General features: G+C 70.6%; 27 protein-coding genes. 18 read left to right on the forward strand and 9 right to left on the reverse strand.

From position 1 onward, the window contains the following. Positions 1–43 precede the first annotated feature (43 nt). From rpsF to ABD143_RS06010, 6 genes are all read left to right on the forward strand, one after another. Positions 44–379 carry a 30S ribosomal protein S6 gene (rpsF, locus tag ABD143_RS05985; RefSeq protein ID WP_343973387.1) on the forward strand — a complete coding sequence of 112 codons (336 nt, stop codon included), beginning with the start codon at positions 44–46 and terminating at the stop codon, positions 377–379. Between the two features lie 10 nt (positions 380–389). After that, on the forward strand, positions 390–899 hold the full coding sequence (locus ABD143_RS05990) for a single-stranded DNA-binding protein (protein ID WP_343972334.1): 510 nt from the start codon (positions 390–392) through the stop codon (positions 897–899). 58 nt (positions 900–957) lie between these two features. After that, positions 958–1,194, forward strand: coding sequence for a 30S ribosomal protein S18 (rpsR, locus tag ABD143_RS05995; RefSeq protein WP_094923024.1), 237 nt, complete (start codon positions 958–960; stop codon positions 1,192–1,194). Positions 1,195–1,207: 13 nt separating this feature from the next. Further along, a complete protein-coding gene (rplI, locus tag ABD143_RS06000) occupies positions 1,208–1,657 on the forward strand; it encodes a 50S ribosomal protein L9 (RefSeq protein WP_343972346.1) in 450 nt (149 codons plus the stop codon). A gap of 536 nt (positions 1,658–2,193) precedes the next feature. Continuing rightward, positions 2,194–3,597 carry a replicative DNA helicase gene (gene dnaB, locus ABD143_RS06005; protein ID WP_343972349.1) on the forward strand — a complete coding sequence of 468 codons (1,404 nt, stop codon included), beginning with the start codon at positions 2,194–2,196 and terminating at the stop codon, positions 3,595–3,597. A 62-nt stretch (positions 3,598–3,659) separates the two neighbouring features. Next, on the forward strand, positions 3,660–3,878 hold the full coding sequence (locus tag ABD143_RS06010) for a hypothetical protein (protein ID WP_343972352.1): 219 nt from the start codon (positions 3,660–3,662) through the stop codon (positions 3,876–3,878). 150 nt (positions 3,879–4,028) lie between these two features. Here ABD143_RS06010 and ABD143_RS06015 read toward each other — a convergent pair whose 3' ends face one another. Continuing rightward, positions 4,029–4,916, reverse strand: coding sequence for an alpha/beta fold hydrolase (locus ABD143_RS06015; protein ID WP_343972355.1), 888 nt, complete (start codon positions 4,914–4,916; stop codon positions 4,029–4,031). 86 nt (positions 4,917–5,002) lie between these two features. On the opposite strand from ABD143_RS06015, the gene ABD143_RS06020 reads away from it, so the two are divergent. Next, the gene (locus ABD143_RS06020; protein ID WP_343972358.1) at positions 5,003–5,482 is read left to right on the forward strand and encodes a MarR family winged helix-turn-helix transcriptional regulator; all 480 of its coding nucleotides are present in this window, start codon (positions 5,003–5,005) and stop codon (positions 5,480–5,482) included. On the opposite strand, the gene ABD143_RS06025 is transcribed toward ABD143_RS06020, so the two are convergent. Together ABD143_RS06025 and ABD143_RS06030 are read right to left on the reverse strand one after the other, a co-directional pair. Beyond that, positions 5,479–5,871: a hypothetical protein gene (locus ABD143_RS06025; RefSeq protein WP_343972361.1), complete on the reverse strand. Its 393-nt coding sequence runs from the start codon at positions 5,869–5,871 to the stop codon at positions 5,479–5,481. The genes ABD143_RS06020 and ABD143_RS06025 overlap by 4 nt on opposite strands. A 187-nt stretch (positions 5,872–6,058) precedes the next feature. Continuing rightward, entirely contained in the window at positions 6,059–6,784 is a 726-nt protein-coding gene (locus tag ABD143_RS06030) for a hypothetical protein (protein ID WP_343972364.1), read from the reverse strand. A gap of 649 nt (positions 6,785–7,433) precedes the next feature. Here ABD143_RS06030 and ABD143_RS06035 point away from each other — a divergent pair. After that, complete coding sequence (locus ABD143_RS06035) at positions 7,434–7,835, forward strand: YidB family protein (protein ID WP_343972367.1); 402 nt, start codon at positions 7,434–7,436, stop codon at positions 7,833–7,835. 414 nt (positions 7,836–8,249) lie between these two features. On the opposite strand, the gene ABD143_RS06040 is transcribed toward ABD143_RS06035, so the two are convergent. After that, entirely contained in the window at positions 8,250–9,206 is a 957-nt protein-coding gene (locus ABD143_RS06040; RefSeq protein ID WP_343972370.1) for a methyltransferase domain-containing protein, read from the reverse strand. A 270-nt stretch (positions 9,207–9,476) separates the two neighbouring features. Between ABD143_RS06040 and ABD143_RS06045 the strand changes: the two genes are divergently transcribed. The 8 genes from ABD143_RS06045 to ABD143_RS06080 all read left to right on the forward strand — a co-directional run bounded on the left by ABD143_RS06045 (position 9,477) and on the right by ABD143_RS06080 (position 16,440). Further along, positions 9,477–10,286 (forward strand): CoA transferase subunit A, encoded by an 810-nt coding sequence (locus ABD143_RS06045; RefSeq protein WP_343972373.1) that lies wholly within the window; start codon positions 9,477–9,479, stop codon positions 10,284–10,286. Further along, the gene (locus ABD143_RS06050; RefSeq protein WP_343972376.1) at positions 10,283–11,080 is read left to right on the forward strand and encodes a CoA-transferase subunit beta; all 798 of its coding nucleotides are present in this window, start codon (positions 10,283–10,285) and stop codon (positions 11,078–11,080) included. Before ABD143_RS06045 ends, ABD143_RS06050 begins: the two co-directional genes overlap by 4 nt. Then, complete coding sequence (gene pcaD / locus ABD143_RS06055; protein WP_343972379.1) at positions 11,077–11,850, forward strand: 3-oxoadipate enol-lactonase; 774 nt, start codon at positions 11,077–11,079, stop codon at positions 11,848–11,850. Before ABD143_RS06050 ends, pcaD begins: the two co-directional genes overlap by 4 nt. Positions 11,851–11,959: 109 nt before the next feature. Next, entirely contained in the window at positions 11,960–12,223 is a 264-nt protein-coding gene (locus ABD143_RS06060; protein WP_343972382.1) for a DUF3040 domain-containing protein, read from the forward strand. 241 nt (positions 12,224–12,464) lie between these two features. Then, positions 12,465–13,337 carry an aldo/keto reductase gene (locus tag ABD143_RS06065; RefSeq protein ID WP_343972385.1) on the forward strand — a complete coding sequence of 291 codons (873 nt, stop codon included), beginning with the start codon at positions 12,465–12,467 and terminating at the stop codon, positions 13,335–13,337. A 92-nt stretch (positions 13,338–13,429) separates the two neighbouring features. Further along, positions 13,430–15,604, forward strand: coding sequence for a hypothetical protein (locus ABD143_RS06070; RefSeq protein ID WP_343972388.1), 2,175 nt, complete (start codon positions 13,430–13,432; stop codon positions 15,602–15,604). Positions 15,605–15,932: 328 nt separating this feature from the next. After that, positions 15,933–16,136, forward strand: coding sequence for a hypothetical protein (locus ABD143_RS06075; protein ID WP_343972391.1), 204 nt, complete (start codon positions 15,933–15,935; stop codon positions 16,134–16,136). Between the two features lie 13 nt (positions 16,137–16,149). Beyond that, on the forward strand, positions 16,150–16,440 hold the full coding sequence (locus ABD143_RS06080) for a hypothetical protein (protein WP_343972394.1): 291 nt from the start codon (positions 16,150–16,152) through the stop codon (positions 16,438–16,440). Between the two features lie 130 nt (positions 16,441–16,570). Here the strand turns inward: ABD143_RS06080 and ABD143_RS06085 are convergent, their stop codons facing one another. Together ABD143_RS06085 and ABD143_RS06090 are read right to left on the reverse strand one after the other, a co-directional pair. Beyond that, positions 16,571–17,932 carry an amidohydrolase family protein gene (locus ABD143_RS06085; RefSeq protein ID WP_343972396.1) on the reverse strand — a complete coding sequence of 454 codons (1,362 nt, stop codon included), beginning with the start codon at positions 17,930–17,932 and terminating at the stop codon, positions 16,571–16,573. Next, a complete protein-coding gene (locus tag ABD143_RS06090; protein ID WP_343972398.1) occupies positions 17,929–18,555 on the reverse strand; it encodes an NYN domain-containing protein in 627 nt (208 codons plus the stop codon). Before ABD143_RS06090 ends, ABD143_RS06085 begins: the two co-directional genes overlap by 4 nt. 73 nt (positions 18,556–18,628) lie before the next feature. On the opposite strand from ABD143_RS06090, the gene ABD143_RS06095 reads away from it, so the two are divergent. Beyond that, positions 18,629–19,057: a hypothetical protein gene (locus ABD143_RS06095; protein ID WP_343972401.1), complete on the forward strand. Its 429-nt coding sequence runs from the start codon at positions 18,629–18,631 to the stop codon at positions 19,055–19,057. A 46-nt stretch (positions 19,058–19,103) separates the two neighbouring features. Further along, positions 19,104–19,487, forward strand: coding sequence for a hydroxyphenylacetyl-CoA thioesterase PaaI (gene paaI / locus ABD143_RS06100; RefSeq protein ID WP_343973390.1), 384 nt, complete (start codon positions 19,104–19,106; stop codon positions 19,485–19,487). 6 nt (positions 19,488–19,493) lie between these two features. On the opposite strand, the gene ABD143_RS06105 is transcribed toward paaI, so the two are convergent. The 3 genes from ABD143_RS06105 to ABD143_RS06115 form a co-directional block, all read right to left on the reverse strand. Then, positions 19,494–20,657 carry a nitric oxide synthase oxygenase gene (locus ABD143_RS06105; RefSeq protein WP_343972404.1) on the reverse strand — a complete coding sequence of 388 codons (1,164 nt, stop codon included), beginning with the start codon at positions 20,655–20,657 and terminating at the stop codon, positions 19,494–19,496. Positions 20,658–20,913: 256 nt separating this feature from the next. Further along, positions 20,914–21,624, reverse strand: a complete 711-nt coding sequence (gene trmB / locus ABD143_RS06110) for a tRNA (guanosine(46)-N7)-methyltransferase TrmB (RefSeq protein ID WP_343972407.1) — start codon at positions 21,622–21,624, stop codon at positions 20,914–20,916. Further along, positions 21,617–22,636, reverse strand: a complete 1,020-nt coding sequence (locus ABD143_RS06115) for a glycosyltransferase family 2 protein (protein ID WP_343972410.1) — start codon at positions 22,634–22,636, stop codon at positions 21,617–21,619. The genes trmB and ABD143_RS06115 overlap by 8 nt, the downstream gene beginning before the upstream one ends. Positions 22,637–22,658 lie beyond the last annotated feature (22 nt).

Here is a 22,658-nt window from a genome sequence, read left to right on the forward strand (position 1 = left end):
ATGGACCGCGACCGTTCCAGTCCATAGGAGGTGAGTGGTTCTCATGCGTCATTACGAGCTGATGGTCATCCTCGACCCCAGCCTTGACGAGCGCACTGTGACGCCGTCCCTGGAGACGTTCCTCAACGTCGTGAAGACCGACAAGGGCACCGTCGAGAAGATCGAGGTCTGGGGCAAGCGCCGCCTGGCCTACGAGATCGCCAAGAACGCCGAAGGCATCTACGCGGTCCTCGAGGTCACCTGCGAGCCGGCCACCGTCGCTGAGCTCGACCGCCAGCTGGGGCTCAACGAGTCCGTACTGCGCACGAAGGTGATGCGTCGGGAGCCGAAGCGGGCCGCCGAGCCGAAGCGGGCGCCCGCGCCCGCTGCCGCGAGCTGAGGCGATAGCCATGGCCGGCGAGACCGTGATCACAGTGGTCGGCAACCTCACCGCCGACCCGGAGCTGCGCTTCACCCCGTCCGGCGCTGCTGTCGCCAACTTCACCGTGGCGGCCACCCCGCGCACCTTCGATCGCCAGACGAACGAGTGGAAAGACGGCGACGCGCTGTTCATGCGCTGCAACGTGTGGCGGCAGGCGGCGGAGAACGTCGCCGAGACGCTCACCCGCGGCATGCGCGTGATGGTGCAGGGCAGGCTGCGGCAGCGCAGCTTCGAGACCCGTGAGGGCGAGAAGCGCACCGTCGTGGAACTCGAGGTCGACGAGGTCGGCCCGTCGCTGCGCTACGCCACCGCCAAGGTCAACAAGGTCAGCCGCGGTAGCGGCGGCGGTGGCTTCGGCGGCGGATCCGGTGGATCCGGCGGCGGCGGTGGCGGCGGTGGCGCCCCGATGGACGACCCGTGGGGCTCGGCGCCGCCGGCCGGCAGCGGTCCGGCGATGGACGACGAGCCGCCCTTCTAACCCCAGAGACCACTTCCCGTCTCCTCGGCGGGTATCGAGCACAACCAGGAGTACCCCCATGGCCAAGCCCGTCCTGCGCAAGCCGAAGAAGAAGGTGTGCGCGTTCTGCAAGGACAAGGCCCAGGACATCGACTACAAGGACACCGGCCTGCTGCGGAAGTTCATCTCCGACCGCGGCAAGATCCGGGCCCGCCGGGTCACCGGCAACTGCCGTCAGCACCAGCGTGACGTCGCGGTCGCGGTCAAGAACTCCCGCGAGGTCGCGCTTCTGCCCTACACCTCGACCGCGCGCTGAGGATCGGAGAGAAATGAAGCTCATCCTCACCGCCGACGTGCCCAACCTGGGTGGGCCCGGCGACCTCGTCGAGGTCAAGGACGGCTACGGCCGCAACTTCCTGCTCCCGCGCTCGCTGGCCATCGTGGCCACCCGCGGCGCGGAGAAGCAGGTTGCGTCCATCAAGCGCGCCCAGCAGGCCCGCCAGATCCGCGACCTCGGCCACGCCAAGGAGGTCGCGGGTCAGCTCGGCGGCCTCACCGTCACGGTCAAGGCCAAGGCGGCGGGCGACTCGGGCCGTCTGTTCGGCTCCGTCACCGCTGCCGACGTCGTCGACGCCGTGCGCGCGGCCGGCGGGCCGGCCCTGGACCGCCGCGCCGTCGAGGTGCCGGGCCAGATCAAGACGGTCGGCAAGCACGCCGTCATGGTTCGCCTCCACCCGGAGGTCACCACCGAGCTGGACGTCGCCGTCGTCGCAAGCTGAGACCGCATCCAGCTCGTCACACAGAGTGAAGTAGGGCGGGATCGGGACCACGAGTCCCGGTCCCGCCCCGTTCATGTTCTCGGAGTCACGACGCCGGGCAGTCCGCCCAGGAGGGCGACACGCCCGCGAGTGATACACAGGTCGCCAGGTGACCGCTCGTGTGCGCCAAATGGGCGATCTTGAAACGGCCGTCCGACACGCCGTGGGAGGCCCGTCGGCGTGTCGTCGGAAGAAAATTGTCCACAGCCCGTGATGGGCGGATGACCTGGGGACTCTCCGAAAAATCGCCGGTTGTCCCCACTCCGTCCACAGGACACTCCCTCCGTGTTCCTGCGTGTCACCCCATCCGTCCCCATTCCATCCACAGGACGACGCACAGGGCGGTTTGGTGCCGCCGCCCGCGGCGCTTAACCTCGCCGCCAGGGTGCGAAGACTCGACCCGGCCGGCAGCTGCCGTTCATCGGCGAGCCAACAGAAGGTCGTCGAGCGGATCGAACCTTTGTTCGATACTATGGCGACCGGGGGTGACGCTGCGTATGGCACTGCCTGACGATCGTGGGGCCGGGAGGCCGCGTCCCGTCCGGCCGGCAGGCGAGGGCGGCGATCCTGGCGGCGCCTTCGACCGGCAGCCTCCGCAGGACCTCACCGCCGAGCAGTCCGTGCTCGGCGGCATGCTCCTGAGCAAGGACGCGATCGCCGACGTCGTCGAGGTGCTGCGGCCCGACGACTTCTACCGGCCCGCCCACCAGACGGTCTACGACTGCATCCTCGACCTGTACGGCCGCGGGGAGCCGGCCGACGCCGTCACCGTCTCCGCCGAGCTGCAGCGCCGCGGCGAGCTCATTCGCCTCGGCGGTGCGCCGTATCTGCACACGCTCATCGCCACGGTCCCCACGGCGGCCAACGCCGCGTACTACGCCGAGATCGTGGCGGAGAAGGCCATCCTGCGGCGGTTGGTCGAGGCGGGCACCCGCATCGTCCAGCTCGGCTACCACGGCGCTGACGGCGCTGAGGTCAACGACGTCGTCGACCGCGCGCAGGCGGCCATCTACGAGGTCACGGAACGGTCCACGAGCGAGGACTACGTGGCGCTGGAGGAGTTGCTCCAGCCCACGATGGACGAGATCGACGCCATCGCGTCCCGCGGCGGGGTGGCGCTCGGTGTGCCCACCGGCTTCGCCGACCTCGACGCCGCCACCAACGGCCTCCACCCCGGGCAGATGATCGTCGTGGCGGCCCGGCCGGGTCTCGGGAAGAGCACGCTGGGCCTCGACTTCGCACGCTCGTGCTCTGTGAAGCACGGCCTCACCAGCGCCGTGTTCTCCCTGGAGATGAGCAAGTCCGAGATCGTCATGCGCCTGCTGTCAGCGGAGGCGCGCATCCGCCTCGCCGACATGCGCGCCGGCCGGATGAGCGACGACGACTGGACGCGCATGGCCCGCCGGATGAGCGAGATCAGCGAGGCACCGCTGTTCATCGACGACTCGCCCAACCTCACGCTGATGGAGATTCGCGCGAAGGCGCGCCGCCTCAAGCAGCGCAACGACCTCAAGCTCGTGATCCTCGACTACCTGCAGCTCATGACGTCGGGCCGCAAGGTCGAGTCGCGCCAGCAGGAGGTGTCGGAGTTCTCGCGCCAGATCAAGCTGTTGGCGAAGGAGCTCGAGGTGCCGGTGGTGGCGATCAGCCAGCTGAACCGCGGTCCCGAGCAGCGCACCGACAAGCGCCCGATGTTGTCCGACCTGCGAGAGTCGGGCTCGATCGAGCAGGACGCCGACATGGTGATCCTGCTCCACCGTCCTGATGCGTTCGAACGCGACGACCCACGAGCAGGCGAGGCCGACCTCATCCTCGCCAAGCACCGCAACGGCCCCACCAGCACCATCACGGTTGCCCACCAGCTCCACTACAGCCGCTTCGCCGACCTGGCCCACGGCTGACGAGCAGCTGCTGTGTAGGGTCTCAAATCTGATGTCGTAATCTCAGAACCGTTGAACGGCGAGTGGGCGGTGTAGAGGACCTGGTGCTTGGGCGCGAGCCGCTGATCAATCAGCTTGAGCAGGTCCTGCTGCGCGCGGCCGCGCAGGGACAGCCCCGGTTCGTCGAGGAGCAGGATGAGCTTCTGCGTGACGGCGTCGCCTGTCGCCCCGCCAGCAAGATTCGTCGCCGGGTAGTCAAGAGCGGCATCCAATCGGGTGAGTCGGGTTTTGTGATGGCTTGATTTGGCACCACTGGCTCCACGGCTGGGAGTATCGACGTTATGTAGTCGTCCTTGCTGCAGATGGTGGCCCGTGCTGCCCGCGGCGGCTGGCGCCTACCCCAGGGCCGGGAGGCTGTTCAGCTCGTCCGGGCGATACGTTGGAAGCTCTCATTAGGCGGCGTCGACGCTTCCCGCGAAGCCGAGAATGGCCTTCGCCAATTCTTCGGGGGCCTCCATCGCGGCGTAGTGGCCCACGCCGTCGAGGGACACCGCGCTGATATCCGTCGACGTGACCTGGGACATGGTGCCGGACGTGAAGGGGCCTCCGCCGGCACCGACCGCGAGCACAGGTACCCGCAGCCCTCGAGTCTCCGCGAGTGTCTTGATCTCGGCGCCTTCCCGCAGCATCGACTGATACAGACCGATCGCTCCGCGCCAACCATCAGGGCGTGAGTAGGTGCGGGCGAACTCCTCGATGTCGGTCGCGGTGATCGCTCCCGGGACCGCGGTCATGGCCGGGAAGGCGTATTGCCCGAGGAATTCGCGTTCGCGGCCGGCGAGCAGCATCTCGGGGATGCCGGGCGCGGCGAGGACGCCGATGTGCCAGGCTCCGCCGTGGGTGACGTCGGCCAGTCCTTCCAGCCCGAACCCGGCCAGGCCCATCTCGATGGCGGTGAAGCTGAGCACGTCCTGTGGGTGGGTCGCGGCTAGGCGGAAAACAGTCCCCCCGCTGATGTCCTGCCCAGTCAGGTGCACGGGGCCGACATTCAGGTGCGCGATCAGCTGGTGCAGGTCCTCAGCCGAGGCCGTGCTGTCGTACTCGCCCGGCTTGTTGTCCGAGTCGCCGAAGCCGCGCAGGTCGACAGCGATGACGCGGTGGCCGGTCGCGAGCAGCGGGATGAGCTTGTGGAAAGCCCACCAGGTCTCCGGGAACCCGTGGACCAGAAGAATCGCAGACCCGGTGGTCCCCGCGGCGACATAGTGCAGAGTCGTGCCGTTGACCTCAGCGTGGTGGTGGGAGATCCCCGCAACCGTGCGGCCGGCTGGTGTGACGGTCATGTCTCTCTCCTCAATTCGACACCCTGACTGTCTAATAATAGACACCTTGGCTGTCGTGTGTCCAGGCGGTGTCGTAGCCTTCTCGCATGTCTCGCTCTGGCGCCGATCTCGCGCTGCTGCTGCTCGGGGGCTTCCGCACACTCGTGGACGCCGCGACCGCCGAACTGGCCCGGAGCGGCCACGAGGACGTGCGCCCCGTCCATGACTTCGCCATCCGGGCAATCGCCGCGGGCGCCGATACCGCTTCGGAACTAGGCCGTCGCCTGTCGATCACCAAGCAGTCGGCGGCGAAGACCATCGCGGTGCTGCAGGAGCGCGGCTACGTGGCCCGCGACACGGACCCGCTCGATGCCCGCCGCAAACGCCTGCAAGTCACTGCACTCGGCCTCGACATGCTGCGACAAGGCGAGACAATATTCGACGAGCTGCGCGATCAGTGGGCCCAGCAGATCGGCATCGCCGAACTCGAGAACCTCGAGACGCAGCTGGCAGCAATGGTGGGTGCACAGCCCGTGCGCTTTGATACGCCCGGGTGGCTTACCCATGACCTCGGCGAGCCGGTTTAAGCGACGTAGGCGAGGAAGGAGAAGAACCAGACGAAGCCGCGAGACCGCTCGTCGAAGGGTACGGACACGCGGTGGCGGTGGTTCTCCGCTCGGACCTGCAGGATCGGGCCTTCGTTCAGGGGTGCCTGCGCGCCGGCCTCGGGCTGCAGAACGTGCAGCTTGACGGCCAGTCCGTCGCTTTGAGTCCAGTATTCGAACACCTCGTCGGAGATCGAGGCGCTGGCGTTCTCGAGGTCGCGGATCAAGCGTTCGTGGTTGTCCATGTCGCCGAAGTCCGCCAGGTCCGCGTCGACGATGTCTAGCAGGCTGATCAGCGCGATCTCGCCTCGCTTGAGGGTGCCTGTGTCGCGGCGACGGATGAGGTCGAGGATGGAGACCTTGCCGGGCATGACGTCGTAGTCGTCGAAGTAGACGAACTTGGGCTGGTGCGGCCTGAGCAGCCGCTGGCGTCAGCAGTACCTGGTCGACAGGTGGGTTCGGGGGCCTGCCGGGGGTCAAGGGGGCGCAGGTTCACAACCTGTCGTCCCGACGGCACGATTGGCGGTCCCCTTTAGGCGGGGGGAGCCGGGTTGGCGCTCAGCTCACTCGGCCGAGCGCCACCTCGGTGTGCTTGGCCACCGTGGACACCCCGCCGCGCCAGTAGTACCCAACAGGCTCACCCGAGCGGTTCACGATCAAGCCCACCGTGCCGGTGCCGAGCCCAGTGGTGCCCTTGGCGCGGGAATCGTCGGCATGCGGCGACTTGGTGGAATCGATGATCTTGACCAGCCACTCGTTGGGGCGCTGCGGGTTCTGTACCGGCCGCCCGTCGACGACCATCACGTGTCCGGTGTTGTCGGTATCCGAGTCCGGCGCGGTCAGCCAGGCGATCACATTGCCGGGCCGCAGCTCAGCGACGGTGCCCACCGACTGCCACGGCCCGCCGGTGCCACCCTTGCCGGCCTTCTGCAGGTGGTGCACGAAGTCCTCGGCGAGCGGCCGCTTGGACCGCGCGTTCACATGCAGTGCCTGCAGCGCGTTCGGCTTGGAACGCTCCAGGGCGTAGTCCAGGAAGCCGGAGCAGTCGTAGAAGTACTTGCCCTCCTGCTCGTTCACCTCGGTCTTGTGCTGGTAGCGGCTGTGCCGCATCGCCGTGAGCTGGTGGTGTGCCTCGTCGAGCAGGGTCGTGCGAGCCGGTTTCGCGGCCGCCGGCGTCGAGTCCAGCGTCGTCGAGTGCGCTACGGGCACCGGTGTCTGGACGGACGCCTGTGGCGGTTGAGCGAAGCCGGTGACCAACCCCACCGCGAGCGCCGCCGACACCATTCCGACCAGCCGGGCAGGCGGCCTCGATGACCGCCGAATGGGTTTCTGGAACGACCAACCTGTCATCGGATTCCTCTCGTGATTCGATTAGACGTTGATCGTGTCTCAGCACAGGAATAGAATCGAACGTGCTGGCCCCCCAACTCCGGGGGGCCGCCCCACCCGTGTCATGTAGGGCTTCCCCGACCACTGGTCGCCGTCACTGAACCGGTACCGGTATACGCCTTCGACCGGCCATTATCTGTCGACAGCCGATGTCGTACCCCATGCCGTCGACCCCGAGTCGGCACGGCGACTCTGGGCGCTGAGCGAGGGGCTGCTGACGGCGTAACGGCCGCCGCCCTCGCCGAGGAAATGTCGCGGATTTGAGACTGATCTTGGGTGACATCACCGTGAGACAACCGAGGACCTGCAGTGGGGTCATGACCCGCGGCCGGGCCGGAAGCCACGTGCCCGGGTGCCGGTCACCACGTTGCGTCGCCTCGCATTCGAGTTCGCGGCCGGCGCCTTGAGCCAGAGGCAGGTCACCCACGTCGGGTGACGCCTGGACGCCGCCGCAAAAGCACCATGCAAGAGACAACCCAGTGCCTACGGTGGAGTCGGCGTCCAGATACGACGGGTGGGCGTCCCCTCGAGGCGAGGAGGAGTTATGACCGAGGGATTGAGCGGCATGCTGAGCGGCTTGCTCGGCGGTAAGGGCGACAGCCTCATCCAGGCCGCGTTGCAGATGTTCCAGGAAAGCGGCGCGAAAGAGGGCGGCCTCGCCGCCCTGCTCCAGCAGTTCATCGTCGCGGGCCTCGGGGACAAGGCCGACTCGTGGGTGGGCACCGGCCAGAACCAGGCGCTCAGTGGGGACGAGGTGGAGCAGGCTCTTGGTAGCGACAAGGTCGCCGAGCTGGCGCAGAAGGCCGGCGTGTCCCAAGACGAGGCCAAGAACGGGATGGCCGAAGCCCTCCCGGAGGTCGTCGACAAGGTCACACCGGAGGGCAAGCTGCCGGACCTGGGAAGCCTGCAGGACATGCTCGGCAAGCTCCTGAGCGGCGCGAAGTAGGTTCGCCCGAACTCCGACCGGCTCCGAAAGCGGAGGCCAACCGATGACGAGCGTGTGAGACAGTGCGAGAAGTCGCAGGTCGGATCATGACCCACAGGTCATTGGGGGTGAGACGTTGCACAGCTGTAGGTTCTCAATCCCCGTGTCACTTTCTCAGTCGCGATTTCATCTGAGTGCCCAATCTGACATGGGATTGAGAATCACTGGTCACCGCTACCACTACGCGGGTTGCCCAGGCCGAAGCCTGGGACCACCGACGGGCCCCCGTACGTCCAGCCCGCTTCGGCCCGCCCAGTGGTCGCGACTCGAAGCTGGACGCTCTGACGACCTTACTGTTGGGCCCTGACCCGGCCGAGGCGTCATAACCACCCGGCAGAATCAGTCCGGGACGGCCACCGCGGCCCGAATCGATCATCAGCCAGTAGCGTGCGCGATCTCGACGACGCGCGGATGCGGGTCGAACACCCAGCGCCCCCTTGCGGCCTCGACCCCCGGCATGGCGCCGCGCACCTCGTCCGCGAGGTCGGGGAGGAACAACAGCACGCGGTCCGGGGTGCGGACCAGCAGGTCCTCGGGGGAGACGATCGGGATGTCGGTGCCCGGCATCCGCCTGCCCTGCTTGGCCGGAGACGCGTCGGCGACGGCCGGGAGCAGCGACGCGTCGAGCCCGGCATGGCACACGCGGGGCACCGCCCGCGACGCGGCGCCGTAGCCGATCACGGTGCGACCGGCCGCGCGCTCGGCGGCGAGCCAGCGCCGCAGCTCGGCGGCCGAGCCGTCGGCGCTGCCCTGCAGCCCGCGCAGCAACGCCGGGTCGGCGACGCCCACACGCGTCCCGTCGGCCACCAGGTCGAGGGTGGCCGCGTCGGGGCGGGGCGAGTGTGTGGCCGCCACGAGCACCGTGCCGCCTGCCAGCGGGTAGCGCCACGCCCGGTGCACCCCGAGCCCGTGCTCGTGCAACGCCCGGTCGAGCGCCGGCACCGACCAGTAGCCGTGGTGCCCGTGGCGCAGGTCATACCACTGCTCGTGGCGCAATACGGTGGCCAGGCTGAGCAACTGGAGCACGAGTGTGCCGCCGGGCGCGAGCACCCCGGCCCGCGCGCGCAGCGCGGCCGCCTGGTCCGGCTCGTGCAGGAGCCCGTAGACATCGAGGACGAGGTCGGCTGGATCGTCCCCGTCCGGCGGAAGCACTCCGCGCGCGGCGAGCCTGGGGAGCCACGATTCCCCGTGCGGGCTGCTGAACTCGATCACCGAGCGCCCCGGCTCGATGAGCCCCATCTCGTCCATGCGGCGCACCGAGAGGGCGGTCTGGTCGAGCATCGCCTGCGGTTCGACCCCGGGGACCTCCTCCACGCCGTCGGCGTCCTCCATGAGCTGCGCGAGCCAGCACGAGCGGCACCATCACATGCGCAGGGGGAACCGTGGATCCGGTAACGGCTCGCGCGCCGGTGGCATCCGGTCCCACGACGGCTGCAGTCCGAGGTCGAGCACGACCTCACCCTCCGTGCCCCCGCACGCCCTGCAAGGGAACGTTCCATGCTCCATGTAGGTGACCCCCGATTACTCCCCGCAGATCTTGTGATCGTATGCCGCAGGTCGCCTTCGATTGCCGGGCCCCGGTGCACGCACTACCGTTCCCGCGTGGCCAAGATCGTGTCATTGCCGCAGGCCGTGTCCGATTTGGTGCGGGATGGCGACACCGTCGCCTTGGAAGGATTCACGCACCTCATCCCGTTCGCGGCGGGGCACGAGATAATTCGCCAGCGGCGGCGGGACCTGACGCTCGTCCGGATGACCCCGGATCTCATCTACGACCAGATGATCGGCGCGGGCTGCGCATCGAAGCTCGTCTTCTCGTGGGGCGGCAACCCCGGCGTCGGGTCGTTGCACCGCATGCGGGACGCCCTCGCCAACGGCTGGCCCTACCCCCTCGAGATCGAGGAGCACAGCCACGCCGGCATGGCAAACCGATACGTCGCCGGTGCGTCTGGGCTGCCGTTCGCGGTGCTTCGCGGCTACACGGGCACCGACCTCCCGGCGCACACCGACACGATCTCCACCGTCGAGTGCCCGTTCACGGGTGAGCAGCTCGCCGCGGTGGCCGCACTCAATCCCGACGTGACCATCGTGCACGCCCAGCGCGCCGACCGGGACGGCAACGTGCAGCTGTGGGGCATCACGGGTGTGCAGAAGGAGGCCGTCCTCGCCGCGCGCCGGGCCATGGCGACCGTGGAGGAGGTCGTCGACGAGCTGACTCCGGTGCCGGGAGCCGTGGTCCTGCCGCGATGGGTACTCGACGCAGTCGCTGTCGCCCCCGGCGGGGCAGCCCCGTCCTACGCCCACGGCTATTACGACCGGGACAACGCCGCCTACCGCGCGTGGGACGCGATCAGCCGCGACCGCGAGCAGTTCACGAGCTGGCTGCGCAGGATCGAGGAGAAGTCGGAATGACAGGCACGACCGAGCCGGTCGCGGGAACGCGGTCCGCAGAGACCTGGACCGCCGACGAGATGATGAGCATCGCGGCGGCGCGCACCCTGCGCGACGGGCAGGTCTGCTTCGTGGGGATCGGGCTGCCGTCCACGGCCGCGAACCTCGCCCGCAGGCTGCATGCGCCCCGGCTCGTCCTGATCTACGAGTCGGGCACCATCGACACCCGCCCTGCCGAGCTGCCGCTCTCCATCGGAGACGGGATCCTCGCCGAGTCCGCGCTGAGCGTCGTGTCCGTCCCCGAGATCTTCAACTACTGGCTGCAGCCCGGCCGCATCGACGTCGGTTTCCTCTCCGGCGCCCAGTTCGACCGGCTCGGCAACATCAACACCACCGTGATCGGCGAGTACGAGGAGCCGGAGGTGAGGCTGCCCGGCTCGGGCGGCGCGCCCGAGATCGCGGCGTCGTGCAAGGAGGTCGTCGTGGTGATGCGCCACCGGATGCGGGCGTTCGTCGAGCAAGTGGACTTCGTGACGTCGGTCGGGCAGGGCACCGGCCCCGGCGACCGGCAGCTGCTCGGCCTCCGCGGCGCAGGCCCGGTCCGTGTGATCACCGACCTCGGTGTGCTCGAACCCGACCCCGACACGGGCGAGTTGGTGCTCGCGGCGCTGCACCACGGAGTCACCGTGGAGCGGGTGCGGGCCGAGACCGGCTGGGACCTGCAGGTGGCCCCCGACCTGATGATCACGGCGCCGCCGAGCACCACCGAGCTGGACACGCTCCGCTCCCTGCGCACGGTCGGGTCGGACAAGTGACGCCCGCACCGGTCGCACTGCACCACGTCGACGAGGGCCCGCGCGACGCGCCCGTACTGGTGCTCTCCGGCTCACTCGGTTCGACACTGGAGATGTGGCGTCCGCAGGTGGCGCCGCTGAGCGAGCGCTTTCGCGTGATCCGGGTCGACCACCGCGGCCACGGGGGTTCCCCGGTCCCGCCCGGCCCGTACCGGATCGCGGACATGGCCGCCGACGCGCTCGCCCTGCTGGACGCACTCGGGCTGGAGCGGGTGGCGTGGTGCGGGCTGTCGATGGGCGGGATGGTCGGCATGTACCTGGGGTCGGAGGCTCCGGAGCGCCTGACGAGCTTGACGCTGTGCTGCACGTCGGCGCATTTCCCCGACTCGACCGTGTGGAAGGACCGGATCGCCGCCGTCGCGTCGGGCGGCACCGCGCCGATCGCCGAGTCGATCGTGTCCCGCTGGTTCACCCCCGAGTACGCCGCCGAGCACCCTGACGTCGTGGCCGAGACCGCGGCGATGGTGGCCGACACCCCTGACGAGGGCTATCTCGCCTGCTGCCAGGCGCTGGAGGTGTGGGACCACCGGGAGCGGCTCGGTGCCGTGACCGTGCCCACACTCGTGATCGCCGGCGCCGGCGACCCCTCGACACCGGTGACCCCACACGCTCGCACGATCGTCGACGGCATCCCGGGCGCCCGCCTGGAGGTGCTCGACGCGGCCCACCTGGCGACGATCGAACGGCCAGACGAGGCCACTTCGCTGATCGCGGAGCACGCCGGCGGCTGACCTGCGTCACATCGGTTAAGAGATCGTCTCTACCAGCACTTACTCTGAAAGCGCGGTACCGGGGTCAACGGCGAGCTCGGACCTGGTCCCAGCTTCACCGGAGGTCACCGTGCTGAGTGAACGCGAACGTCGGGTACTGGCGCGTATCGAGCGCCACATCGCCGACACCGATCCGGGCCTCGCCCAGATCCTCTCCAGCGGCAGATTGCCGCGGCCGCGATGGGCAAACCCCACTGCGCTGCTGATCATCGGTTCCGCGCTGCTCGTGTTCGGCAGCGTGATCGAGGCCGTGCCGGTTGCGGTGCTGGGCATCGGGATGGCTGTGATGGCGCTCTTCACGGCGCACCGGCGCCCGAGGCTGGGCCCGGCCTGAGCCCGAACCCTGGCAGCTTGCTCGAGCCACGGTCACATGCCGGCCCGGTCGGCAATTGCGTCCAGCAGGTCGCGCAGCGCAGTCGACGCGCACTGGACTTTCGGGATCGATGGCTCGTTCGGCCGGGCCGCCGTGCTCTCGGGAACGCTGCGTGACCGGTCTCTGAGATCCTGGTAACACACAGCGAGTCCCCCGTCACGAACTGCGGCAATTCCGTCTCGTACGGTGGGATGGTTACGCCGTGGTCACGCCATCCGACACCCGCCATGCCACCGCGGCCGGTTGCTTCCGGCTCGGCGGCGTCGAACGCCCCGTGCACCGCCTCGGCTTCGGGACGATGCAGCTCACCGGCCCCGGAGTGTGGGGGCCACCGGCCGATCCCGCCGCCGCGGTGGCCGTGCTCCGCCGGGCCGCCGAGCTCGGCGTCGACCTCTTCGACACCGCCGACTCCTACGGTCCGGACGTGGCCGAGAACCTCGTGCGCGAGGCGCTGCACCCCTACGACGGGATCACGATCGCCACGAAGGCCGGGTTGCTGCGCACCGGCCCCGGGGAGTGGCAGGCCTACGGACGACCGGAGTACCTCCGTCAGCAGTGCGAGCTGAGCCTGCGCCGGCTCGGCGTCGAGCGGATCGACCTGTTCCAGCTCCACCGGATCGACCCCGCAGTGCCCGCCGGGGAGCAGTTCGGCGTGCTCGCCGACCTCCAGGTCGAGGGCAAGGTCGCCGCCGTCGGGCTCTCGCAGGTCGGGGTCGACGAGATCGAGCACGCGAGAGCGATCGTGGACGTCGCCGCCGTGCAGAACCGCTACAACGTCGGCGACCGCGACAGCGACGACGTCCTGCGCTACTGCACCGTGCAAGGCATCGGCTTCCTGCCGTGGCGCCCGATCGCTGCGGGGGGCCTCGCCGGTGCCGGCAGCCAGGTGGCCGACGTCGCCGCCCGGCTCGGCGCCACGCCGGCGCAGGTGGCGCTGGCCTGGCTGCTGCAGCGCTCGTCGGTGATGCTCCCGATCCCGGGCACGAGCAGCATCGCGCACCTGGAGGAGAACATCGGCGCCGCGGCGCTGGACCTCGACCTCACGACGGTGGAGCTGCTCGACACGGCCGCATGATCCCCTGCAGGACCCCGGCATGACGCCGCTGCCGTCGCCGTGCCACTCCGTGATCCGGACGCGTGGTAGACACTCGATCGGACGACACGATCATGGGGGGCGGCACTGTGGTGGTCGAAGCGGTGTCGGTGCTCACGGACGCGCTCGCGGACGCGCTCGTGAGCGGGCGGGAGCTGGACTTCGCAGGGGCCACCCTCCCGGCGTCCGTGCTCGCTGCCGCGATCTGCGCCTCCCGGCCGGAGGGGGCTCCCGCGCTGCGGCTGCGCCGGGCCAACATCACCGGAGCCCTGCGGCTCACCGGCGCGAAGATCGAGGTACCGGTCGAGCTGCGGGGCTGCGTGTTCGCGCACGTCCCCGACCTGCGCATGGCCGAGTTCGCAGGCCTCGCGCTCACCGGGAGCCGCGTGCCGGGGCTGCGGGCGGGCAACATCCGGGTCGCCGCCGACCTCCTCCTCGACGACGGATTCATCTCCCACGGCCCGGTGCACCTGACCGACGCCCAGATCGGCGGGTCGCTGCGGCTCTCGGCCGGGCGGCTGCGCGGCGCGGGCGGACGCGCGCTGATCGCCGACCGGATCGTCGTCGAGGGCGCCTGCTACGCGCGCAGGCTGCACACCGACGGAGAGGTGCGGCTGCCTGGCGCGCGCATCACCGGGAACCTCGACCTCGGAGGGGCCGACCTCAGCAGCCCGACGGGCGACGCCTTCGACGCCACCGGAGTGACGGTCGGCGGGAGCTTCCTCGCGGGGCGGCACAACGCCGGTCCGGACATCGCCTTCGCCGCGGCCGGGCGGGTGCTGATCGCCGGGGCCAGGGTCGGTGGCGACCTCGTGTTCTCCGGCGCCATGCTCCGGCGGGACGTGACCGCGCCGGATCCCGGCTTCGCGCCGGACGAGAGCCGGATGCCGGTCATCCCCGGCGGGATCGTGGACGGCTCGGCGTGCCTGGTAGCGGACCGGATCAACGTGGAGGGCAACCTCGAGCTCGACGACGGGCTGCGCACCGACGGCACGGTCCGGCTGCCGAACGCCGTGGTCGGCGGGTACCTGCGGCTGTCGGGCGCGCGCTTGAACGCACCGCCCGGCTCAGCGGACCACGGGATCGCGCTGCTCGGCGACGGGATGGACGTCAGTGGCGACCTGGAGGCCAGGGACAACGGTAGGGGCGCCCTCGCCTGCGGGGGGCAGATGCGGCTGGTGGATGCCCACGTGCGCGGGAGCGCGAGCCTCTCCGGCGTCGAACTGGAGCTGCCGGGCGGGTACGCGCTGCTCGGCGACCGGCTGCGCATCGGCGGTGAGCTCTACCTGCGCGGCGCCCGTTGCGCGGGCAGCATCCGGCTACCCGACGCCGAGATCGGGGCGACCCTCGACTGCACCGGGGCGAAGCTGGAGAGCCCTCGCAGGCGGCAGGATGGGACGGCCCGGCCGTCCCTCGACGCGCGGTCGGCCAGCGTCGGCAAGGACATGATCTGCTCCGACGGCTTCAGCGCCGCGGGGGGCGTGCGCATCCGGCGGATGGCGGCCCTCAAGTCCGTTCAGTTCGTCGGTGCGGTGCTTGGTTCCACGGATTCCGATCCCCGGTACTCCCTCAACGCGTACGGGTTGACCACCCCCGAGCTCGTGCTGCGGCTGACCGACCCGCCTGCCGGGCGGGTGCGGCTGGCGCAGGCGGACGTCGGCGCCTTCGCCGACTCGGCCCCGCTGTGGGAGGCCGTCGGGGGGCTGGACCTCGACGGCTTCGACTACCAGAAGATGAGCGACACCCGGGTGATCGACGTCAGGACCCGGCTGCGGTGGCTCGAGAAGGTCATGCCGGACTACGCGCCGGGCCCGTACGAGCAGCTGGCCGCGGCGTACCGGAGGGCGGGCGACGAGGAGCTGTCCGAGCAGGTGCTGATGGCGCGCCAGCGCAGGCGGTACTCCGAGTCCAACCTCCTCGGCCGCGTCTGGGGCGTGCTGCAGGGCTGGACCGTCGGGTTCGGCTACCGGCCGTGGCTCGCGGTGTGCTGGCTGGTGCTGTTCGCGGTGCTCGGCGGGGCCTGGTTCGCCGTGCACGAGCCCCCTCCCGTCGACGACGGCCAGAACCCGGTGTTCAATCCCTGGCTGTTCGCGGCGGACACCTTGCTTCCGATCGTGAACCTCGGGCAGGACGGATACTGGCGCCTCGAAGGGGCGTCCCAGTGGATCTCCAGCGGGCTCGTCGCGGTGGGCTGGATCCTCGCGACGACGGCTGCAGCGGGCGCTGCCCGGATACTCAAGAGAGTGTGACTGACAACAGATTCCACCCGATCGGGGGGAACTGGCCCCCGGACCTGTAACGGTTTCGAACTACCCGTTTCCCTAGCCGGGTGTCGCCGTTGTGGGTGTCGAGTGCGTCGAACGGTCCATCAGGGCAGGGCCGGAGGCACCAAGAGGCGTGCTCTGGGCGAACACGGAGGTGACGCGTGTCCGAGCCGATGACGGATCTGGACTGGTGGGCAGCGACTCGCTACCCGAGCGCCGAGGACGACTGGAACCCCGCGCGCCCCTCCGGCCGGCACGCCTTCAACGAGGACGCCGCGGAGACGCCGATCTTCCACGCGCTCAGCACGGGGGCGTGGCGCACCCGGAACCACGAGCCCGCGTCGCCCGGGCGTTCGGCCCCGCCGCCCCGTTCGACGCCGGCCCGTTCGACCCTGCCTCGTTCGACCCCGCCCCGTTCGACGCCGCCCCGTTCGACGCCGACCCGTTCGACCCCGCCGACCCGCTCGGCGCCGCCGCCCGCCCGTTCCATGCCCGAGGCCCGTTCTCGGTCCACTGAGCCGTCCCGTGGCGTGAGGCGCCCTGCGCCCGACCCGGTCGAGGCGTTCCGGCGCGACCCCCTGACGATGCCGATCCCGAAGCAGGCCGCCGCGTCCACCGAGACCGCGTCCACCGAGACCGCCCGCCGCGCTGCCTTCGGGGCGCACGCGCAACGCCAGGAACGCGCCCAGCCGGTGCGCGCCCGCGAGCCCGAGCGCACCCGCAGGCCCGAGCGTTTTGAGCCGGAGCCGTTCGGGCGGGGTGAGGTGTCCGACAGCGGACGTCACCACCGCAGGCGCCCGTCGATCAGCTCGCTCCTATGAGACCGCACCCGCCCGCGAGCGGGTGACGGCGGCCGCTGGGGAGCTGGCCGTGCACGCAGCAGCAGTTGCAGTCCTGTTGCGAGTAGGGCCGGGTCCGTGGTGACGACCTCACACCACGGGCCCGGCCCTCCTAGTTGTCTCCGTGCAGGTTGTCTCCGTGCAGGCGCGCGGCGACGGCCCGCACCGCGGCGGTGGCGTCCGCCCGGTTCACACGGGTCGGCTCGCCGGATGCGATCACCTGCTCACCGGCCACCCAGACGTCCCGCACGAGCCGCGAACCGCCCGCCCACACCAGGTTGGACAGGAGCTGTGCGTCGTCCCCCGGGGCGGCGAACACCGGGTCGTCCAGGTCGACGTGCACGAGGTCGGCCCAGCGCCCTGGCGAGAGCGCCCCGATGTCGTCCCTGCCGATCGCGGCCGCACCATCGCGGGTGGCCATGAGCAGCAGCTCGGCAGCCGTGAGCGCGGCGGCATCCCCGCTGGTCACACGGGCAAGGAGGCCTGCGAGACGGGCTTCTGCCCACAGGTCGAGGGTGTCGCCGGAGGCCGGCCCGTCCGTGCCAAGCCCGACCCGGACGCCGGCTCGCCGCAGCGCCGCCACCCGCGCGATCCCGGCGGCGAGCTTGGCGTTCGAGCCGGGGCAGTGCGCGACGGCGGTGGCGCGCTTCGCGTACAGCGCCACGTCCGCGTCCGATAGCTGCACGCTGTGCGCCGCAAGCACCCGGCCCGCGAGCGCGCCCACGTCTTCGAGGAGCGCGGGCACCGAGCCGTGGGCCGCACGCTGAACGAGGTCCTCGTCGGCGGCCTCGGCGACGTGGATGTGCATCAGCGCGCCGCGTGCGCGCGCGTGCTCGGCGATCGACGCGATCGCCTCCGGCGACAGCGTGTACGCGGCGTGTGGCCCGTAGCCGAGCTCGATCCGCTCACCGGGCCCCGACCGCAGGCCTGCCGAGTCGATCCGGGCCGAGATGTCGTCGCGCATCTCCTCCCAGGTGCCGAGCCGGTCCCAGCCCGGCGCGGCGATGATCCCGGGCGTCAGCACGACCCGGGAGCCGACCGCCGTGACCGCGTCCACAACGGCGTCGGGGAAGAAGTACATCTCGACGCTGGTGGTGCAGCCGTTGCGCAGCAGCTCGATGCATCCGGATGTCATGCCTGCCCGGACGTCGTCGCCGTCGAGCTTCCCTTCCGCAGGCCACATGACGTCCTGCAGCCAGCGCATCAGCGGGAGGTCCCCACCCATCCCGCGCAGCACGATCATCGGCGTGTGGGCGTGGGTGTTGACCAGCCCGGGGAGCAGCGCGCCCGGCAGTGCCGTGACGGGAGCGTCGCTCGCCGGTGCCGTCGCCGCAGGCCCGACGTGGACGATCCGGCCGGTCGCGTCGACGTCGACGACGGCGTCGCGCAGCACGGAGCACCCCGGGTCGCATGGCAGCACGACCGCCGCCGTGAACCGGCGGGCTGTGGTCGGGGCCGTGATCGGAGCGGTCATCGGCGAGGTTCCAGCAGCGAGCGCAGCGACCGGAAGGGCGGCAGCCAGGCGCCGGTGTCGGGCAGGGAGTCGAGCGTGATGCGCGGCAGCGGCTCCCGGAAGACCCCGTCGATGTCCTCCAGGTCGATGAAGGAGATCACCTCGGAGGTGAGCGCGAAGCTCGCGTGCTCGCGGAAGCCGATCACCGTGACTCGGGTGCCGAGATCCTCCAGCTCCTCGAGCGGCTCCCGAAACGCTCTGCCGTCCCCTGATGCCACGACGACGTGTCGCAACCCGCCCTCGGCCGCGCGCTGGCGGATGTGGGCCAGCATGTCGTCGTCGACGTCGGAGTCCTCGGTGACCTTCGGCTTCGCGAACACCGCGAATCCGACGTTGCGCAGTGCCTCCACCCACGGGCGCACGACCTCGGTGCTGCCGGGCACCACGTTGGTGAAGACCGTGGCCTCGGCGATCGACTCGGGGCCGGCCAGGTCGAGCAGCCAGCGGCCGACGGCGTCGAAGCGCGGGCGGAATGCCGCAGTGGGCCGCGCGCCGAGCAGCGAGCCGAGGCTCATGTCCATGTTGGGGGCGTCCCAGACCAGCAGCACGCGGGGGACGGGGGCTACCGATCCGGTTTCGATCATGAGCTGGGCACCGCCGAGAATGTGAGGATCACTGCCCGACCCTATCCCTGCTCGCCGGATAGCATCCGCTCCGATGGACGAGACCGCGGACGACGTGTCGGCCCGGTGCCTGGCGCACATCAGCGACCTGCACCGCACGATCGCCGACTGGCTGAGCGGGCGCGCGCCCGGCACCGCCGAGGCGTTCGCCGCGTTCGCCGACGCCCATGCCGGTGGGTTCACGATGGTGACGCCGGAGGGCAGCCTGCTGCACCGCGACGACGTCCTTCCGGGGTTCAAGAACGCGCACGGCTCTGCACCGGAACTGTCGATCGAGATCGTCGGCGTATCGGTTGTGCACGCCGACTCCGCGTCCGTCGTCGCGACCTACGAGGAATGGCAGAACGGCCTCGCCGGGCGCACCGGGCGGCGCAGCACGGTGGTGTTCGAGCGGGACCCGGCCGCGTCACACGGCCTACGGGCGAAGCACCTGCACGAGACGTGGATCACGCGTGCCGGGTGACCGGCAGGACGACCCGGCCGAGGTCGCCGTCCGCACGGCCGCGGCTATGGAACGCGCGGATGCCGCCGCCAGGACCGCTGGGGTCCAGCTGATCGACGTCGGACCCGGCCGGGCGCGCGTCGGGATGACCGTGGACGAGCGGCACGTCAACGGCCACGGCATCTGCCACGGCGGGTATGTCTTCCTGCTCGCCGACGCCGCGCTCGCGTACGCGTCGAACAGTCACGGGACCTCCGCGGTGGCCGCGGGGGCGGACATCGTGTTCCTACGGCCCGTTGCGTCCGGCACCCAACTCGTCGCCGAGGCCGTCGAGCGGGCGATGACCGGGCGCTCGGGGCTCTACGACGTCACGGTCCGGGCCGGCGAGGAGACGGTGGCCGAGTTCCGCGGCCGCACCCGTCAGGTGCCGGGTCTGGCGCCGCCGACGTGAGGTGGCTCAGCTCGTGCGCTGCGGGGAGATGAAGGCGGGCCGCAGCTCGGGGTCGGGCTCGTCGTAGTAGCGGTGGTACACGGGGGTGAGGCCCCCGGAGACGGGCGGCACGATCCAGCTCCAGTCCGCCGGGCAGCGCCTGCCGGCCTTCTCCTCGCGAGCGACGTGCGTGAGGAAACGCTTCGACTCGCCGTGGTGATCGGCCATCGTCACACCCGCGGCGTCGAACGAGTGCTGCACCGCCCGCACCATCTCCACCATGGCGCGGTCGCGCCAGAGTGTGCGCTCGGAGCTCGTGTCCATCCCGAGCCGCTCGGCGATGACGGGCAGGAGGTCGTAGCGGTCGGCGTCCACGAGGTTGCGCGCGCCGATCTCGGTGCCCAGGTACCAGCCGTTGAACGGGGCGGCCGGGTAGGTCACCCCACCCACGACGAGCGGCATGTTGCTGATCGCCGGCACCGCGTGCCAGCGCAGCCGCAGGTCGGCGAACCACTCGTGGTCGGGGTGGCTCAGGGGCACCTCGAGCACGGCATCCGGCGGGATCTCGAAGATCTCGGGCGCGCAGGTGCCGGAGGAGACGATGATGGGCAGCACGTCGAACCGGCCGGGCGGCTCCGGGCGCTGCCAGCCGAGCGCCCGCGCGAGGTCGGTGATGTCGGTGTTGCGGCCGTCGCCGCGCACCTTTCCGGACGCTGTGCGATGCCCGGCGTACCGGACGAGCTGCTCGTTGTGGATGCGCGGCCCCGGGTTACCCGGGCGGTCCGGAGCGAAGACGGTGATCGTGGAGCGGATGCGGCCGCCGCGCGTGGCATCGCGCAGGTGCTCGACGCATTCCGTGGCGACGCCGGCAGGCGACTCGACGTGGCGCATGTCCCGCAGGCGGAGGCTGTTCCAGTAGAGCCGCCCGATGCACCGTGCCGAGTTGCGCCAGGCCACCCGCGCACCGAACGTCAGCTCGTCGAGCGTGTGGGTGTAGGTGCCGGTTGCGTCGATCTCACTGCGCACCTGGTGCAGCCGACCTTCCAGCGTCTCCGCCGGGGTGGTCTCGGTGTGGAACTGGGTGATGAAGTCTTCGGCCTCCGCGAGGTCGACCTCGCGGGGGGCGCGAGGTGCCGTGACGGGGCACCGGGCCTCCTGCCGAGGAGCGGGTACAGCAGCGTTCGTTGCCACGAGCGACGTCAACCCCGACCTCAGCCTTCCTCCCGGGCGGTGCCCGTTACCAGGGCGATGACCTTCCTACACGGTTAGTGACCAAGGACAACGATTTGCCCGATCAGATGACGTCTGCGCTCGCCGGGCGGTCTCGGAGTTGCGCCGGGCGCGGCACTGACCGGGACGGGCAGAGCTGTCGGGAGAGCCGAGCGGGCGGCCCTGTGCGGTGATTGCACAGTGGACCTCAGGACGGTGGACCTCAGGACGGTGAACCTCAGGACGGTGTGCGGCGGTAGAGGAGATCGTGCACCGCCCGCCCTTCCGTGCGGGCGCGCTGCTCGAACTTCGTGACGGGCCGCCACGGGGGGCGGGGCGTCCAGCCGCCCGGTTCACGCGCTGCGGTGTTCTCCAGGAGTGGCTCGGCGTCGCACACCGCTCGCATCTGCAGCGCGTAGTGATCCCAGTCGGTTACGAGGTGGAGCGTGGCGCCGGGAGCGAGCCGGGACGCCGCGAGGGCCACGAACTCCGGCTGCACGAGCCTGCGCTTGTGGTGCCTGCGCTTGGGCCACGGGTCCGGGAAGAAGATCCGGATCCCCGCCAGCGACGCGGGCGGCACCCGCTCCCGCAGCAGCGCCACTGCGTCACCGCGGAGCAGGGCCACGTTCGGGAGGCCGGCGTCGGCGATCCGCATGAGCAACTGCGCGAGGCCGGGCTCGAACACCTCGACGGCGACGTGATCGACCTCGGGCGTGGCCGCTGCCAGTGCGGCCGTCGACTCTCCCATCCCGGACCCGATCTCCAGGACGAGTGGCGCCGTGCGGCCGAACCAGGCGGGTGGGTCGTACGGCTCGGCGCCGCTCAGCAGGTCGGGGACGTCACGGCCACGTTCGGACCACCAGCGGTCCCATGCGTGCTGCTGGCCCTCGGTGAGCCGGCTGCGGTGGTGGACGAAGCTGGGGATCGGCGGGTGGGGCGCCTCAGCCACCGCTGGTCGGGCGGGCCGAGGTGTTCTCCGCCGCAGGCAGGTGCACCCCCGCGGTGGCGCCGGGGAGCTTGCCTCGCACGTAGCCGGCCGTGGTGCAGGCCAGCGCGGTGACGACGGCGGCCGCCGAGGAGACGCGGCCCTCCCTCAGCTCGCGCAGAACCGCGGTGGGCAGCACCTTGGCCACGTAGCTGCGTTCGGTGGACAGCGCGTCCTCGCTGCCCACGAGCTTGGAGACGGCCGCCTTCGACAGGCCCTCAGCCCAGCTGCGGCGGCGCAGGTACGCCCACTCCACGCGGTCCACACTGACCCGGTGGTCGACGGCTGCGGCGGGCTCGAAGACGATGCGGATCTTCTCGCCTGCGCGGGTGTAGGCCTGGCGGGCGCGAATGCAGAGCTCTGTCTCCTCGCAGCCCAGCGGGTTCTTCCCGATGCGGCCGATGTCCTCCGCGAAGCCGCCGATGCGTTCGAAGACTTCTCGTCGGAACGACATGTTGCAGCCCATGAGGTTGCGCACCTCGGTCTGGTACGTGGGCTGGCCGGTGTAGGTGCAGCCGACGATCCAGTCGAGCTCGCCCGTGGCGTTCGGGTCGTACGGCGCGGACCCGGGCAGCACCCGGGGCCGGTTCCTCGGCCAGCGCGGGTGGGCGATGCCCCCCACCGCCGCGACCGTGGGGTCGGAGTAGGGCGCGAGCAGGGCCGCGAGCCAGCCCTGGCGGGCCTTGGCGTCGTCGTCGAGGAAGACGATGACGTCACCGACGGCCTCGGCGATCGCGGTGTTGCGGGCGCCGGACAGGCCCTGCTTGTTGGTGTTCGGCAACACCCGCACCCCGGCGGGCCCGAACTTTTCCTGTGCCCGCGCGAGGAGCGCGGCGTTGTGGTCGACGACCACGAGCGTCTCCGCCGCCGGCACGTCCTGCGCCGCGACCGACTCCACGGCGTCGACGATGTCGTCCCACCGCTTCTCGGTGTAGACGCAGATCACGACGGACGCCGTGACGGTGGGGCTACTCACGGACGGTCTCCTCCTGGGATGG

Origin of the sequence: Pseudonocardia aurantiaca (assembly GCF_039526725.1) — a bacterium.
Lineage (GTDB): Bacteria > Actinomycetota > Actinomycetes > Mycobacteriales > Pseudonocardiaceae > Pseudonocardia > Pseudonocardia aurantiaca.

Coding starts and splice junctions, on each gene's coding strand:
- ABD143_RS06050 (WP_343972376.1), top strand. CDS start 10,283: ATGACAGGCACGACCGAGCCGGTCGCGGGAACGCGGTCCGCAGAGACC.
- rpsF (WP_343973387.1), top strand. CDS start 44: ATGCGTCATTACGAGCTGATGGTCATCCTCGACCCCAGCCTTGACGAG.
- ABD143_RS06070 (WP_343972388.1), top strand. CDS start 13,430: ATGGGGGGCGGCACTGTGGTGGTCGAAGCGGTGTCGGTGCTCACGGAC.
- ABD143_RS06025 (WP_343972361.1), bottom strand. CDS start 5,871: ATGCCCGGCAAGGTCTCCATCCTCGACCTCATCCGTCGCCGCGACACA.
- paaI (WP_343973390.1), top strand. CDS start 19,104: ATGGAACGCGCGGATGCCGCCGCCAGGACCGCTGGGGTCCAGCTGATC.
- dnaB (WP_343972349.1), top strand. CDS start 2,194: ATGGCACTGCCTGACGATCGTGGGGCCGGGAGGCCGCGTCCCGTCCGG.
- ABD143_RS06030 (WP_343972364.1), bottom strand. CDS start 6,784: ATGGTGTCGGCGGCGCTCGCGGTGGGGTTGGTCACCGGCTTCGCTCAA.
- ABD143_RS06035 (WP_343972367.1), top strand. CDS start 7,434: ATGACCGAGGGATTGAGCGGCATGCTGAGCGGCTTGCTCGGCGGTAAG.
- ABD143_RS06020 (WP_343972358.1), top strand. CDS start 5,003: ATGTCTCGCTCTGGCGCCGATCTCGCGCTGCTGCTGCTCGGGGGCTTC.
- ABD143_RS05990 (WP_343972334.1), top strand. CDS start 390: ATGGCCGGCGAGACCGTGATCACAGTGGTCGGCAACCTCACCGCCGAC.
- ABD143_RS06095 (WP_343972401.1), top strand. CDS start 18,629: ATGGACGAGACCGCGGACGACGTGTCGGCCCGGTGCCTGGCGCACATC.
- ABD143_RS06085 (WP_343972396.1), bottom strand. CDS start 17,932: ATGACCGCTCCGATCACGGCCCCGACCACAGCCCGCCGGTTCACGGCG.
- rpsR (WP_094923024.1), top strand. CDS start 958: ATGGCCAAGCCCGTCCTGCGCAAGCCGAAGAAGAAGGTGTGCGCGTTC.
- ABD143_RS06040 (WP_343972370.1), bottom strand. CDS start 9,206: ATGGAGGACGCCGACGGCGTGGAGGAGGTCCCCGGGGTCGAACCGCAG.
- ABD143_RS06015 (WP_343972355.1), bottom strand. CDS start 4,916: ATGACCGTCACACCAGCCGGCCGCACGGTTGCGGGGATCTCCCACCAC.
- ABD143_RS06090 (WP_343972398.1), bottom strand. CDS start 18,555: ATGATCGAAACCGGATCGGTAGCCCCCGTCCCCCGCGTGCTGCTGGTC.
- rplI (WP_343972346.1), top strand. CDS start 1,208: ATGAAGCTCATCCTCACCGCCGACGTGCCCAACCTGGGTGGGCCCGGC.